16 protein-coding genes, 2 tRNA genes and 1 pseudogene are annotated in these 13,339 nt (G+C 63.3%); 10 read left to right on the top strand and 9 right to left on the bottom strand.

Going from position 1 to position 13,339, the window contains the following annotated elements; genetic code table 11:
* Nucleotides 1–105: 105 nt before the first annotated feature.
* Nucleotides 106–1,458 (bottom strand): histidinol dehydrogenase, encoded by a 1,353-nt coding sequence (gene hisD, locus DL891_RS02665; protein WP_111718887.1) that lies wholly within the window; start codon nt 1,456–1,458, stop codon nt 106–108.
* A 170-nt stretch (nt 1,459–1,628) separates the two neighbouring features.
* Between hisD and DL891_RS02660 the strand changes: the two genes are divergently transcribed.
* The 3 genes from DL891_RS02660 (at nt 1,629) to DL891_RS02650 (ending at nt 3,904) form a co-directional block, all read left to right on the top strand.
* Nucleotides 1,629–1,701 (top strand) — tRNA-Asn (locus DL891_RS02660).
* 66 nt (nt 1,702–1,767) lie between these two features.
* Complete coding sequence (locus DL891_RS02655) at nt 1,768–2,901, top strand: class I SAM-dependent methyltransferase (RefSeq protein WP_111718886.1); 1,134 nt, start codon at nt 1,768–1,770, stop codon at nt 2,899–2,901.
* Nucleotides 2,902–2,986: 85 nt separating this feature from the next.
* Nucleotides 2,987–3,904, top strand: coding sequence for a sensor histidine kinase (locus DL891_RS02650; protein WP_111718885.1), 918 nt, complete (start codon nt 2,987–2,989; stop codon nt 3,902–3,904).
* Between the two features lie 51 nt (nt 3,905–3,955).
* On the opposite strand, the gene def is transcribed toward DL891_RS02650, so the two are convergent.
* The gene (gene def, locus DL891_RS02645; protein WP_111718884.1) at nt 3,956–4,522 is read right to left on the bottom strand and encodes a peptide deformylase; all 567 of its coding nucleotides are present in this window, start codon (nt 4,520–4,522) and stop codon (nt 3,956–3,958) included.
* 41 nt (nt 4,523–4,563) lie between these two features.
* Here def and DL891_RS02640 point away from each other — a divergent pair, with 41 nt between their 5' ends.
* The 3 genes from DL891_RS02640 (at nt 4,564) to DL891_RS02630 (ending at nt 7,012) form a co-directional block, all read left to right on the top strand.
* Nucleotides 4,564–5,505 (top strand): DMT family transporter, encoded by a 942-nt coding sequence (locus DL891_RS02640; RefSeq protein ID WP_111718883.1) that lies wholly within the window; start codon nt 4,564–4,566, stop codon nt 5,503–5,505.
* Nucleotides 5,506–5,641: 136 nt separating this feature from the next.
* Nucleotides 5,642–6,922: a glycosyltransferase gene (locus DL891_RS02635; protein ID WP_111718882.1), complete on the top strand. Its 1,281-nt coding sequence runs from the start codon at nt 5,642–5,644 to the stop codon at nt 6,920–6,922.
* Nucleotides 6,923–6,938: 16 nt separating this feature from the next.
* Nucleotides 6,939–7,012 (top strand) — tRNA-Ile (locus DL891_RS02630).
* A gap of 42 nt (nt 7,013–7,054) precedes the next feature.
* On the opposite strand, the gene DL891_RS02625 is transcribed toward DL891_RS02630, so the two are convergent.
* From DL891_RS02625 to DL891_RS02605, 5 genes are read right to left on the bottom strand one after another with little or no spacing between them, the layout of a single operon-like run.
* Nucleotides 7,055–7,660 (bottom strand): hypothetical protein, encoded by a 606-nt coding sequence (locus DL891_RS02625; RefSeq protein WP_111718881.1) that lies wholly within the window; start codon nt 7,658–7,660, stop codon nt 7,055–7,057.
* Complete coding sequence (locus DL891_RS02620; RefSeq protein ID WP_111718880.1) at nt 7,657–8,235, bottom strand: DUF6286 domain-containing protein; 579 nt, start codon at nt 8,233–8,235, stop codon at nt 7,657–7,659. The genes DL891_RS02625 and DL891_RS02620 overlap by 4 nt, the downstream gene beginning before the upstream one ends.
* Nucleotides 8,232–8,612 (bottom strand): hypothetical protein, encoded by a 381-nt coding sequence (locus tag DL891_RS02615; RefSeq protein WP_111718879.1) that lies wholly within the window; start codon nt 8,610–8,612, stop codon nt 8,232–8,234. The genes DL891_RS02620 and DL891_RS02615 overlap by 4 nt, the downstream gene beginning before the upstream one ends.
* Nucleotides 8,609–8,806 carry a DUF2273 domain-containing protein gene (locus tag DL891_RS02610; protein ID WP_232818974.1) on the bottom strand — a complete coding sequence of 66 codons (198 nt, stop codon included), beginning with the start codon at nt 8,804–8,806 and terminating at the stop codon, nt 8,609–8,611. The genes DL891_RS02615 and DL891_RS02610 overlap by 4 nt, the downstream gene beginning before the upstream one ends.
* Nucleotides 8,803–9,258, bottom strand: coding sequence for an Asp23/Gls24 family envelope stress response protein (locus DL891_RS02605; protein ID WP_111718878.1), 456 nt, complete (start codon nt 9,256–9,258; stop codon nt 8,803–8,805). Before DL891_RS02605 ends, DL891_RS02610 begins: the two co-directional genes overlap by 4 nt.
* Nucleotides 9,259–9,385: 127 nt before the next feature.
* On the opposite strand from DL891_RS02605, the gene DL891_RS02600 reads away from it, so the two are divergent.
* Genes DL891_RS02600 through DL891_RS02590 form a run of 3 tightly spaced genes read left to right on the top strand, consistent with a single transcriptional unit; the run spans nt 9,386 to nt 10,901 of the window.
* Nucleotides 9,386–9,952: an RNA polymerase sigma factor gene (locus DL891_RS02600; RefSeq protein ID WP_111718877.1), complete on the top strand. Its 567-nt coding sequence runs from the start codon at nt 9,386–9,388 to the stop codon at nt 9,950–9,952.
* The gene (locus tag DL891_RS02595; RefSeq protein ID WP_198668742.1) at nt 9,949–10,581 is read left to right on the top strand and encodes an Asp23/Gls24 family envelope stress response protein; all 633 of its coding nucleotides are present in this window, start codon (nt 9,949–9,951) and stop codon (nt 10,579–10,581) included. The genes DL891_RS02600 and DL891_RS02595 overlap by 4 nt, the downstream gene beginning before the upstream one ends.
* Nucleotides 10,578–10,901, top strand: a complete 324-nt coding sequence (locus tag DL891_RS02590; protein ID WP_111718876.1) for a hypothetical protein — start codon at nt 10,578–10,580, stop codon at nt 10,899–10,901. The genes DL891_RS02595 and DL891_RS02590 overlap by 4 nt, the downstream gene beginning before the upstream one ends.
* Nucleotides 10,902–10,987: 86 nt before the next feature.
* Here the strand turns inward: DL891_RS02590 and DL891_RS02585 are convergent.
* A pseudogene (locus DL891_RS02585) lies at nt 10,988–11,149 on the bottom strand (Rieske (2Fe-2S) protein); the annotation flags it as partial.
* Between the two features lie 133 nt (nt 11,150–11,282).
* Here DL891_RS02585 and DL891_RS02580 point away from each other — a divergent pair.
* Nucleotides 11,283–12,425 (top strand): FAD-dependent oxidoreductase, encoded by a 1,143-nt coding sequence (locus DL891_RS02580; RefSeq protein ID WP_111718875.1) that lies wholly within the window; start codon nt 11,283–11,285, stop codon nt 12,423–12,425.
* Between the two features lie 269 nt (nt 12,426–12,694).
* Here DL891_RS02580 and DL891_RS02575 read toward each other — a convergent pair whose 3' ends face one another.
* On the bottom strand, nt 12,695–13,276 hold the full coding sequence (locus DL891_RS02575) for a GNAT family N-acetyltransferase (protein WP_111718874.1): 582 nt from the start codon (nt 13,274–13,276) through the stop codon (nt 12,695–12,697).
* Between the last annotated feature and the right edge of the window lie 63 nt (nt 13,277–13,339).

Genomic DNA, 13,339 nt, shown 5'->3' with positions numbered 1-13,339 from the left:
GGCTCGTGAAGCCTCGCGAGTCGGCACCTGGAACTCCGCGCCACGTGGCACTCATCGCGCCCGTTCAAACCGGCGCGAAGCGTTTCACGTGGAGCGGGGGTCGAATCAGCCCAGCCGGCGGCGCACCGCGGCGGCGTGGGCGGGAAAGCCCTCGTGGTCGGCCATCGCCGTGATCGTGTCGGCCAGACTGGCGAGACCTTCCGGGGTGAGGCGTGCCACTGCGGATCGCTTGCGGAACGTGTCGGCGGTGATGCCGCTGGTCGTGCGTGCGTACCCACTGGTGGGAAGGGACGCCGGGCATCCGATCGCATAGTTGCCCGCTGAGAACAATGTGCTCTGGCCCAACAGGATCTCGCCGGCGTTGACCAGCAGAGACAGAATCTCGTCCTCGTTACGCGCCACCAGTTGCAGGTGCTCGGGGGCGTAGGCATTCGCGACCTCGGCGCCCTGCACCAGGTCATCGACCAGCACCGCGCCACCGTTCACCCCGAGGGCGCTGTAGGCGTAGGCGGCGCGCTCCGGCGGCAGGTCTGCCGCCTGTCGGGCGATCTCCGCCCGCACCAGGGTGACCAGTTGCTCAGAATCGGTGACCAGAACGCTGGAGGAATCGTCGCCGTGCTCCGCCTCGTTGAGCAGGTCGGCGGCGAGTAGAGGCACATCGGCCGAATCGTCGGCCAGAATCAGGCTCTCCGTCGGCCCCAGCAGCATCACCGAGCTGGTGCCGTAACGCTGCACCTCGACCTGGGCGGCTGTCACCGGGGGGCTGCCCGGGCCGCAGATCTTCAGCACCTTGGGGATCGACTCGGTGCCGAAAGCCATCGCGGCGATTCCGGCGGGCCCGTTCGAGCGGAAGACCTCCCGGATTCCCAATTCTTCGGCGACCACCAGTACGGCCGGGTCAACAGCACCGTCGGTGCCGGGCACCGGAGGCACCACCACGACGATGTCGGTCACGCCCGCCACGACCGCGGGTGTGCCCAGTTGCACCAACACGGAGGGATAGGACCCCTTGCCGCTGGGAACGAACAACCCGACGCTCGCGATCGGGGTGGCCTTCTCTCCAACGGTGACACCCGGTGCGGATTCGAACTGCCAAGTACCTTGTTTCATCAACTGCTCGTTGAAGCGCCGCACCTGGGCAATACTGTGGCGAATCGCTTGCAGCAGGTCGGCAGACACCCAGTCGCGCGCGGCCCGGAACTCTTCGTCGGTGACCCGCAGGGCGGATGCCTCGACCTCGACGTGGTCGAATCTGGCCAATGCCCCCACCACCGCCGTGTCGCCGTTCGCGCGCACGTCTTCCAGAATCTCCACGATCGACTCCCGCAACGCCGGGTCGAAGATCGTGTGCGTGCCGCGGTCGAGCAGCGCTGCCCGGGCGTCGGCGCTCATAGTGCCCCAGTGCCCGCGGTCACGCAACGGTTCACGGTCGAGCTGGGGGGTGGGTGTGGACGCCATGAGAATCCTTTGCGAAGCCGACGGGGAAAACTTTTCCACTAAGCAGAGTACTGGTTTCGCGGGGGAGGGGCCTCATCAGGATGCGCGCGGATGAGCGCCATGGCTTCGAGTTCGCGGGTGGTTTTTGTGGGGTCGATTCCTTTGGTAAGGTAGCTACGCTGTTTCAGCATTCCCCGATAGCTCAATTGGCAGAGCAGCCGGCTGTTAACCGGCAGGTTGTTGGTTCGAGTCCAACTCGGGGAGCGAAGCCCCCGGTCCTCCACGACCGGGGGTTTCTTCGTTCGTGCACGGTGCGATGATGGGAGCCCCATGGCCATACCCTTTCGTTTTGATGCACTTCGACGTTTCCCCGACGTCGAAGCCGATAATCTCTTCGCCGTCGACGCCACCGATCGCCTCATCCTTGATCGGGCAGCGGGGCACCTGGCCGACGCGCCTGCCGCGAGCGTGACCGTGATCGGTGACCGCTACGGCGCGTTGACGCTCGGGGCCGCAGGGCTCTACGGTGCCACCGGCATCCGAACCCATCAGGACCCGCTTCTGGGGGAGCGCGCGCTGGCCCGGAATGCGCACGTCGTCGGCCTCGACGGAGCCTTCACCAACCATGGGCTTGACGAGGGCCTGCTTGCCGGGGCCCAGACGGTGTTGCTCCAACTGCCGCGTGAGTTGGCGGCGCTCGATGAGATGGCGCAGACAATCGCTGAATTCGCGTCGCCGGAGGTTCAGGTATTCGCCGGGGGCCGGGTGAAGCACATGACTTTGGCGCAGACGAGGCTCCTGCGGGAACGGTTCGGTCACGTCGACGTGGGGCTGGCCGAGCAGAAGTCGCGGGTATTGCACGCAGCGGAGCCAGTTCGTGGCGGTGAACACGCGGGCTACCCGCGCCGGGAGTACCATCGCGATATCGGTGTGTGGGTGTGCGCGCACGGCGGGGCCTTCGGTGGAACGGGGATAGACATCGGCACACGCTTTCTGCTGGGTTTCACCGATCAGATGCCCGTGGGGGCCATCACGGCGCTCGATCTCGGCTGCGGCACCGGAGTGCTCGCCGCCACGCTGGCGCAATCCAACCCCGCGATGCGGGTGATCGCCACCGACCAGTCGGCTGCAGCGGTGCTCTCTGCCACCCAGACCGCGCAAGCGAACGGGGTCGATGGTCGAGTTCGAGTCGTGCGTGACGATGTTGCCGAGTCGATTGCCACGGCCTCGGTCGACCTCGTCGTCTGCAACCCGCCGTTCCACGTCGGGGCCACGGTGCATACCGGCCTGGCGCAGCGCATGTTCGGTGCGGCGGCCAGAATACTGAGGCCAGGAGGTCAGTTGTGGACGGTGTACAACTCGCACCTGGGCTACCGGTCGGCACTCGGCAGAACGGTGGGCCCCACGCGAGAGGCGGGCCGGAACCGAAAATTCACCGTCACGGTTTCGACCGTCAAACGCTGACCGCCGCACCCCGGATCGCGGCCCACCGGTGCCACCGGCTACAGTTTTGAGAGGCCGCATCCACAACGCGCCCCCAAGGAGCCGCATGAACGCTTGGATCGACGAAAACCCGCAATCGGTGATCTTCACCCTCTCGGTGCTGTCCGCGGTGTTCGCTGTGCTGACCATTGTGGCTCTGACGCTCTGGTTGAGCGCACGCTCGAGGGGCCGGCAACTGGTCAGGGAGCGCAGTGAAGCCGTGGCAGAGGTGGTCGACCTCGAACTGGCGCTCGGGGAGCAGCGGGCACGAGTGGGAATCGCACGCGAACTGCTTGACCTCGGCATCCGTTCCCAGGGCGCACTGATTCGGCAGGCCGAGGGAGCCGCATACACCGCTGAGAGTGACCCGGAGGCTACCGGGAGGCTGCTGCGCCAACTGGTGCAGAACGGCCAGGGAACCCTGGGAGACCTGCGTCGAGTGACCACGGTGCTGCGCGACGACGAGAAGGTCGCGGCGATCCGACCGTCATCGCAGTCGATCGAAGAACTATTTCAGGCAATGAGCGACGAGGGTCTGAAGATCAACTTTGCCGAGACGGGCAATCCGTTCGTTCTGAGGCCGGGACCCGATGTCACGGTGGCGCGGATCGTGCAATTGGCGTTGCAGAATTCCCTCAGACATGGAGGGGTCGGGACCGAGGTGCAGGTGAACTACGCGTGGACCGAAGACGGCGTACGGGTCCAGATCGACGACGACGGTGTTCGCGCCAGCCTTCGGCGTGCCGGGATCGACCCCAACAAGGCGACGCGCGGCGGCGTCTATTCCATAGCGGATGACGCCTCGGCACTCACACACACCTCCACCGGAAAGGACGTGTCTGAGATGCGCGAACGGGCCGAATTGTACGGCGGTGTGCTCGATGTGCAAGCCGTTCCCGGCGTCGGCTACTCGGTGTCGGTCGCGTTCCCGCGCCTGCGGCTTCACAACGGCGTGCACGGCGTCGACCTCGGCAACAGGGGCTGATCGCACCCCGCGATGGTGTACATCGCATCCGAGCGTCAGGCCTCCTGACGGTCAGGCCTCCAGGTCGTCGACCCCGGGCATCCAGGACAGGTCCGGGCCGCCCCAGCCGTTCTTTCGTAACACTTTGGCGGCGGCCTTCTGGTGCGGAGGCTCCAGGCGATCCGTGTAGAGAATCCCATCCAGGTGGTCGGTCTCGTGTTGCAGGATCCGCGCGAACCACCCCTCGGCCTCCAGGGTGAACGCAACACCGGCCTCATCGACGGCATGAAGAATGGCCCGCTGGGCGCGCCGCAGCGGATAGCGCTCGCCCGGGAACGAGAGACACCCCTCCGACTCGTCATCTTCCTCTGCGGCGCCGGGGCGTGCGGGAGAGAGCCAGAGCGTGGGGTTGATCGCGACGCCTCGCCTGGGCTTTTCGTCGTCGATCGCGTAGTCATAGACGAACAGGCGAAGGCCGATGCCTACCTGTGGTGCCGCGAGGCCGACCCCGGGTGCGGCATCCATCGTTTCGAACATGTCGTCGATCAGTGTTCGCAGCGCGGCATCGAATTCGGTCACCGGCGCAGCGGCAGAGTGTAGAACCGGAGCTCCGGAAATTAGTATTGGTAGGACGGCCATTCACCAAGAATATCGACGAATCGGCAGGTAGGGTCTTACACGTGCCATTCGAGTTCGAGTCTCTCGCGTCTCAGGTTGAGCTGGACCCCATTCAATTCGTTGGCATCCCGATTGCTCTGGTCGGTGCGATCTTTCTCTCGCTCGGAGCCCAGTTCCAGTATCGCGGCGTGAACAAGGTCGAACAGCACGATGTGTCTGGCGGCGGTGCACTGAGCGCCAGCCAGTTCGGCCAACTGCTGGCACGACCATCCTGGGTCATCGGAACCCTCTTGATCGGTCTCGCGATCGCGTTCCAACTGGTCAGCCTGGTCTTCTCCCCATTGATCGTCGTGCAACCGCTGGGCGCGATCGCACTGGTGATCACAGCGATCCTCAATTCACGGATCAGCAAGGTCGGACTCAACCGACCCTCGATCATCGCGATCACGCTGTGCATCGTCGGGGTCGGGGCGTTCGTGACCCTTGCCGCCTTCACGGCGCGGGATCGGCCGGTGACCGAAGATGACCTGGTGATCATCCTGATCATTCTTGCGGTGGTCCTCACGGCGTTCTTGGCGACGTTCATCACCCTGCGGCGCAAGTTCAAGGCGTTGTACTACATCGTGGGGGCGGGTGTACTGTACGGCTTCGTGGCCACTCTCGCGAAGGTGATCATCGGCCGGTTGACCCAGCAGCAGTTCGGCTTGCTCACATTGTGGTGCGTGGCCGGTCTGCTGATCGCCGTCGTGGTCGGCGGCATCTTCGTGCAGAATGCCTACTCGTCCGGCCCGCCTGACCTGGTCATCGCGGGACTGACCGTGATCGACCCTGTGGTGGCTGTGACGATCGGGATCGTCGTCTTGGGTGAGGCGGCCCAGGCGGGCCTGTCCGCGGGAGTCGGCTATGTGATTTGCGGCGCCGTGGCGATCTGGGGGGTCTTGCTCCTGGCCCGCTACCATCCGCAGACCCAAGTTCCGGCGGGCAAACTCACGAAAGGCGCCTGAATGGTCGGGCTTCACTCCATGTTCGCGCCTAGAATAGTTTCTTTGGCCCGGGATCGCGCACACAGTATCGCGGAACCAGAGATCTGCTGCAGACCGCAGAGGTGGGGATTCGTTCATTTTGCCAACAACGCCTGAAATGGGCACGCCCGTGCCCGGCGACGCCAATAACTCCAGCCCTTCCAGCACTCCCGGGAACGCCGGTGCGTCGAGTGCCAACGGCAGGCCGCTACGCATCCTGATCGGGTGTGACACCTTCGCACCTGATGTGAATGGTGCTGCAAAGTTTGCCGAACGTCTCAGCGCAGGACTGGTCGCGCGGGGGCACGATGTGCACGTCATGGCTCCCAGTGCGACCGGGCGCCAGCACACCGGGATCGAAATGTTTGAGGGTCAACCGGTCATGGTGCACCGCCTGCACAGCTGGCGCTGGTATCCGCATGATTGGCTGCGATTCGCGATCCCCTGGCGGATCAAGCAGAACAGCGCCCGGATACTGGACGAAGTGAAACCAGACGTGGTGCATTTTCAATCACACATCATCGTTGGCCGGGGGCTGAGCCAAGAGGCCAGCAAGCGCGGCATCCGTATCATCGGGACGAATCACTTCATGCCCGAGAACATGCTGGAGTTCACGCTCCTGCCCAAGTGGCTTCAACACCGGGCTATTCAGATGGCCTGGCGGGCAGCCAGGCGCACGTTCGGCCGTGCCGCAGCGGTCACCACACCGACCAAGCGCGCCGCCCAGTTCTTGGAGAAGTACACCGGCCTCACCGGGGTGTACGCCATCTCCTGCGGCATCGATTCTTCCAAATACACGCCTAACTTCGAGCCACGCACCGAGAACCGGGTCTTGTTCGTCGGCCGGGTGACGGGGGAGAAGCACATCGATGTGCTGTTGAAAGCGGTGAAGCTGCTGCCGGTCTCTCTCGATGTGAAGCTCGAGATTGTTGGTGGCGGCGACCAGCTGAAGAATCTTCAGAATCTCGCGGTCACTCTCGGAATCGCAGACCGGGTGACATTCACCGGTTATGTCACTGACGAAGAGCTGAAGGCCGCCTATACGCGGGCCACTGTGTTCGGCATGCCGTCGATAGCGGAGTTGCAGTCGATCGCGACGATGGAAGCGATGTCGTCAGGGCTGCCGGTGGTCGCCGCGAACGCGATGGCGTTGCCGCACCTGGTGCACGACGGTAATGGCTACCTCTTTGAGCCGGGTAATGCGCAAGACATGGCCGATAAGCTCGCCGCCGTGTTCACCGCCTCGGCCGAGGAGTTGGGCATCATGAAGATGAAGTCGCTCAAACACATCAAGGCGCACGACATCAACCGTACTCTGGCCACCTTTGAGAGCCTGTATCGTGGAGAGGCGGTGTCCGCTCCGGTCACCGAAGCGATACCGATCATCCCGACCGACTAGCCTCGGTCGGCAACACGGGGCGGTAGCTCAGCTGGTTAGAGCAGCGGACTCATAATCCGTCGGTCACGGGTTCAAGTCCCGTCCGCCCTACTTTGAACATTGTTTGATCAGGGTTTCTTGTCTTAGCTGTGGCTATTGCAAACGGGTCGATTTGGTCAGGTTGGCACGAAAACCGCCACTGATCTGGATCAGCGCCGGCAGTTGCCTGCCCAGCAGTTCGTCGAGGGCCCGAAGTTTGTCTTCGATGATCGTGGCCGCGTCCTTGGGCGACACTCCGCGGCGGCACGTGACCGAGACCTTCAGCACCGGGGTGCGGCGCACCTGGTATGTGGAGACGTGGGACGTGACGAACTCGGGTCGGCGGCTGAGTGCATCTTGGATGGCGTGCTCTGGCACGGCCGAGTCGATGATCGTTGTGCCCGTCTCACTGGAGCGCTCGTAAACCGCGACGCCAGTGTGGCCGTGCCCCTGCCGGGTAATGAATGCGATCAGAACGATTACGGCGATAAGAAGGAGCAGAAGGATTGCCGGCATGATCCAACTCACTCCGGTGTTCCCAAGCGGCGTCTGACGCAGCCAGGTCGACACCTGCACGGTGGCGCCGGTGGTCGCGCCCTTCCACCAGTCCCGGAAGGCAGGGACGAGCACCCCGGCAGCCGCGCCGGCGCCGACGACCAAAAGAAGGAGCCCGCAGAAGAATATCAGCAGCCGGTTCAGCGCACGGTTGGTGTTGTTCATGCGCCCACTCTCCCCCTCTCGTCGATCTGCACGCGCGCGAGGACCGGTCGGCGTAGCCCGTACGATTCGAGCTGCTTGGCCGCCACGTCGGCGACTTCATAACGGTCCACCGGCACCCCGGATGTAGGGGTGAGGTGCACGACCGCGTGTCGCCGGGATACTGACACGGTGGTGCTGTCGGGGTCAACATTTGCCGCATAGGCGGCGTGCCTGGCCAGTGCGGACGCAATCACTTCGTTGTCGACGACTGTTGCTGCACGCTCGGTCACAAGCACATGACGGGCTCGGCGGCCAGGGGAGACAGCGGCGACGACCAGGATGAGACCGACCACCGCAACCACTATCCCGACTACTGCGACTGCGCCGGTCGGCTCAGCGACGACGTTGACCGCGGAGGTGAACATATCGACCGGGGCGACCAGAAGTGCGCGGAGGCCGAGCAGGGCGAGCACGATTTCGGTCCCGATCCACGAGAAGACGATGATGAGGATGACGGCGAGAATGATCGCAAGCAGGGATCGGGGTGAGTGGGTTTCGCGGCGGGTGATGCGAGCGTGGTATCGGTTTGAGATCATCGGACACGTTCCTCCGGTTGGATGCTCAGACCGCTGACTCGCACCGTCACTCGGCCGATCGTGTACCCGGTGAGGTAATTCACCCTGTCACGAATGCTCTCCTGTGCGTGGGTGGTGCGTTCCATAATCGACCCGCCGGAGCGGGCGACGACGGATGGTTCGCCGTGGACGCGATCAAGCGACACAACTCTGATCGACGTGGTCACCGACACTGCAAGAGCACCCTTCTGGTCAGAAAGATCGACGACGACCCGGCGCGCGTCCACCCCGAGAGTGTCCGCGGTCACCGCAGACACCACCGCCTTGAGCGATTTGTTCGTGATGCGGTTGCGGCCGCGTTGTCCTGCACCGTCCGCAGTGATCGCGGCATCACTCATGACGACGACCGCTTGCCGCGGAACGCGTCGACAAGACCGGCCATGCTGATTTTGCCTTCTGCGATCCGGCCCAGAACCGCACCGATTGCCATGGCCACGGCGACGAACACGAACGGCCAGAAACCGAGAACGATCCAAGTCAGTGCGAGGAGCGCCCCGACGAAGATTCCGGTGCGCGTGGCGGAGGAGATCACTGGACTCGCGCCTCTACAGTCTCATCCCTGGCATCCTCATCGGAGGGCAGGTGCACGTCATTCACAGTCACGTTGACCTCGGTGACCTCCATGCCCACGATCGTCTCGATGGCGTGGATCACAGCGGAGCGGACACCGTCGGCCACGCCCTGGAGCGGCATCGGGTATTCAGCTACGATCGTGACGTCGACCGCGACCTGGGTTTCGCCCACTTCGACGCTGATGCCCTGGCTCTGGTCGGTGGCGCTGAAGGCGTCACGGATGGCGCCGATCGCCCGTGCTGCTCCGCCGCCGAGCGCGTACACGCCGCGTGCGTCGCGAGCGGCGATGCCGGCGACCCGGGAGATGACACCGTCATTGATGATGGTTCGACCGAGAGTCGCGTGTCCGTTCTCGATACCGGCTGATGCGGCGGAGGGGGTGGGGGTGGGGGTGGGGGTGTTGGTTGCCATGAGGTAACTCCTTAGTCGGGTGCCCGATCGTGCAGCACAAGTGTTTTGTTACCTATAAGACGAAGCGGATGGCCTTTTCGTCACAACCTATTCGCGAAATGTTCATTGTCTGGTGTTGAATGACGGTATGGGCCCTCAGGACCAGCCGATCGATCTGACCGTCGCAAGCGACCGAATCCTCGTCGGTCGAGCTGTCGACGGTGACGTTCGCGCCTTCGAAGCCCTGGTGCGCCGATACGGTCTGCTGATACGCGTCTACGCAGGTCGGGTTCTCGGCTCGACCGCCGACGTGGATGATGTCGTGCAAGAATCTCTCGTGCAGGCCTGGCAGCACCTGCCAGAGCTTATGGATCCCGGCGCGGTGAAGAGTTGGTTGATGCGGATCGTCTCCAATAAGGCACTCGACGTACTCCGCCGCCGTCGCGAGCACGGCGATATCACCGACCATGAACTGAGAATCCCGGATGATCAGATCCCCACGGCGCTTGTTGAGAAGAGGTCGTTGGAACAAGCGCTGAACGCAGTCCTTTCCGATCTCCCTGACCAGCAACGCCGTTGCTGGGTGCTTCGCGAAATCGGTGGTTATAGTTACTTGGAGATCGGCCGGAACCTCGACCTGCCGTCGTCAACGGTCAGAGGGCTGATAGCGAGGGCCCGCAAGAACCTGATCCGCGAGATGGAGGGATGGCGATGAACGACAGCCAGAACGACTCCGAGCCGGCCACCGACGCTGACCGCACCCGGCGGGATCCGGCCGAGCTCGATGGGCACACCCTGGATGAACTCAGCGACTACCTCGACGCGGGGCGTGCTCCCGCCGATGCATCGATCGATTCGTCCCCGAGTTGCCAGATTGCCCTGACATCGCTCGAACGACTGTATCGGCTCTCGGATACGCTCCTCGAGGCACAGGCATCGACGGAACCAGATCTGGATGAGTCCTGGGTGGCAGGGATCCTACACAACATCAGCCGTGACTCCCGCGCCGGTAGAACCATCCCCGTCACCCACCCCGACCCTGCCGCCGAACTCGCCATCACCGAGGGCACAGTTCGCGGACTCGTCCGTGCCGCCGGCGACATGGTCGAGGGGCTACTGGTTGGTCGGTGCCGGCTCGACGGCGATGTCACCACCCCAGGTGCTCCGATCACGATCAGCGTGGATGCCAGTATCGGCTGGGGAACCAGCATTCCCGACGCCGCCGATCGGCTCCGTGAAGCGATCTACGGGATACTCATCCGGCACACCGACCTCACTATCGCCGGGGTCGACATTACCGTCGATGACGTGCATAATCCTGCGGCGAAAGGTAGTTCCCGATGACCACGACCACCGATCTTCAACAAGAAATTCTGAACGTGACCACGGCTATTCCCGGAGTGGCAACCGTCTATCCCGCCGCACCGGCCGCGCAGACCATACTCGAAAATGTTGTCTCGGTGATCACGCAGCAACCAGCACCACTGCCGATTTCGATCACCGAAACCGACGGCGGAATCGCCGTCGCACTCACGATTGGGGCTGCAACGAACACCCCGGCCGCCGACCTCTGCCGACTGGTCTATGACACCCTCGTCGACCACTTCAGACAAAATTCGCAACCAGTGGCCAGCATCCGAATCCTCATCGCGAACATTGAATAGAACACAGAACCGTTTGCGTTCACCCTCCCAGAAATTTTGAGGCACGGCAGCAGCTGGCGCGCAGATGTGGCCGGCAACGCTGAACTCTAGAACTCGCTGCGCGCACGTGTGGGATATCCATGAGGGGCCGCTGGCACGGTGCAGCTTCTCAAACGTGACCGTGCACTCGTGGCGGGCCCGTGGATCACTTCACCGGTTCGCAGTGAGAAAACGCTCTGATGCCAGGGACACTCAACACACGAGCCGCCCCCAGCCGGCGGACACGACACGATCTGAGCCGGCTTTCGACCAAGGCCGGCTGCCCGAGTAGGAACCTCATCCGGCGCAGCGAAACTACTTCTGCTTCTGAGTGCCTCTGGTGTTAAGTGCTTGAATGGACGGATGACGGATCGCAGCGTCTTGGTCTCCGGCGGCGGCGTTGCTGGCGCGACCGTCGCGTACTGGCTGGCGAGGGCCGGTTGGTCGGTCACGATCGTGGAACGCGCGGACGGCACGCGATCGAGCGGCAACCCAGTCGATGTACGCGGTGAAGCGGTCGCCATTGCACGGCAAATGGGTATTTGGCCGCGCCTGGAGGAGGCCGCCACCGGGGTCAATCGTCTGACTTTTGTCGACGCTGACGGGCGGCCACGGGCTTCGATCCGTACCCACAAACCCGGTGACCACCACGAGGAAGTTGAGCTCGCACGCAACGAACTCGTCGACTTGCTGCTCGATAAGGCACGGGAGAGCACCCTTATCATCCCGCATGACTCGATCACCGTCTTGCATGAGGACAGCGGCGGAATCGATGTCGAGTTTGAAAGGACCCCATCCCGTCGGTTCGACCTGATGATCGGAGCCGACGGAGTGCACTCCACCGTTCGGCGCTTGGCTTTCGGCCCCGAAGAACACTTTTCCCGCCCCTTCGGCATGTTCGTGGGCACCGTGCAGGCCCCTCTACAGATTGAGGATCCACTTACCGTGTTGATGTACAACGAACCGGGAACCTCCTTGAGCATCCATCCGGCCGGCGGTAAGCCCGGGTTCGCGTTCATCTTCCGTGGGCAGCACAATTTTGACTACCGAGATCCGGAACACGGCAGGCGCCTGGTCGAATCCACCTACGCCAGCGGCGGATGGCTCACCACACTCGCCCTCAAGGCATGGGGTGCGTCCGATGACAGGTACTTCGACGAAGTCACCCGTGTGGACGTTCCGCAGTGGAGTGCCGGCCGCGTGGTGCTGCTCGGTGACGCGGCGAGTTGCATCTCGCTGTTCGGTGACGGCTCCAGCAGCGCGATCGTCGGAGCCCAGACCCTCGCCGACGCAATTACCGCATACCCGGACAATCACACCGCCGCCTTCGCGCACTATCAACAAAAGCACCGCAAACACATCCGACCGCTACGACGCGGCGCCGGCATCTCATCGCGCCTCCTCGTACCCAAGACCCGAGCGGGCATCATCTTGCGCAACGGTGTGTTGAACACTCTCCCCTTCCGGAACAAGCAGCAAACCGTCCCACCCTCCAGCGGCACCTGAGGTGCACGCGGCACGACCGAAAATGATTTCTTGAGATGCCGGGGAACACCTGCTCTGGAGTTGCCATGGATGACGACCTGACGATGCTTGGTGGGCCCGCTCCCGACTGAGCGTTGCTGGAGATCGGAGTACTCGACATTGACGGAGGAGCCCCGGGCCAACAGCAACACCAGGCGCCAACAGCTACCCGGTTTGCTTGCGATGGCCGCAGCCGTAGCCGTTACCGTAACGAACGTCCGGTGTTGGATCCTGAGAAGGTTCCCCCACGCTCACGCCGACCGTTCGACTAGTCTCGTGACCACCCATCGGTTCTTGCCGATCTTACGATCTCGCGTGAACCCCAGGTCTTCGTAGGTTGAGAGCGCACCGTTGAACAGAAACCCGGCAGGCACCGACTCGACATCCTCCGGATAAGCCTCGACACTGCCCCCACCATCGCCGGCGATCAGGTCGAGCGCACCAGCCAGGGCCGCGGCCGCGACACCCTGACGACGATGCCCCTTACCGACGAAACAGCACGCGATCCGCCAATCCGAGGTTGTTGTTGCGTCTCTTTCGTATGCAGCGCGACTCTTGATTCGCGGCACCTCGTCCGGAGGGCCGAACTGGCACCAGCCGAGGCAAGACTCTCCATCAAACACGAGCGCAGCGTGCGCGTTCCCGCTATATACCCGACTCCGTTTGCGTTCGCAATTGAGTGCAGCAGTCGTGCCCTTGCCAACACCCTCTGGGTGAAATCCCATGCACCAGCAACCGCCGAAGACTCCGTTGTTGAACTCGACGAGCGCCGCAAAGGCGTCCCAGGTGGACTCGTCAAGAGGTCTGATCTGATACGTCATTGTTCGTCCCATCCGCGCTGATTCTGCCATTATGCACCCGCCACACTCAGGTAACCCATGACCGAGCGCGACGCC

This window comes from Homoserinimonas sp. OAct 916 (assembly GCF_003260275.1).
Lineage (GTDB): Bacteria > Actinomycetota > Actinomycetes > Actinomycetales > Microbacteriaceae > OACT-916.
Note: the sequence above shows the minus strand (reverse complement) of the source record. Positions and strands in the feature narration are given on the sequence as shown.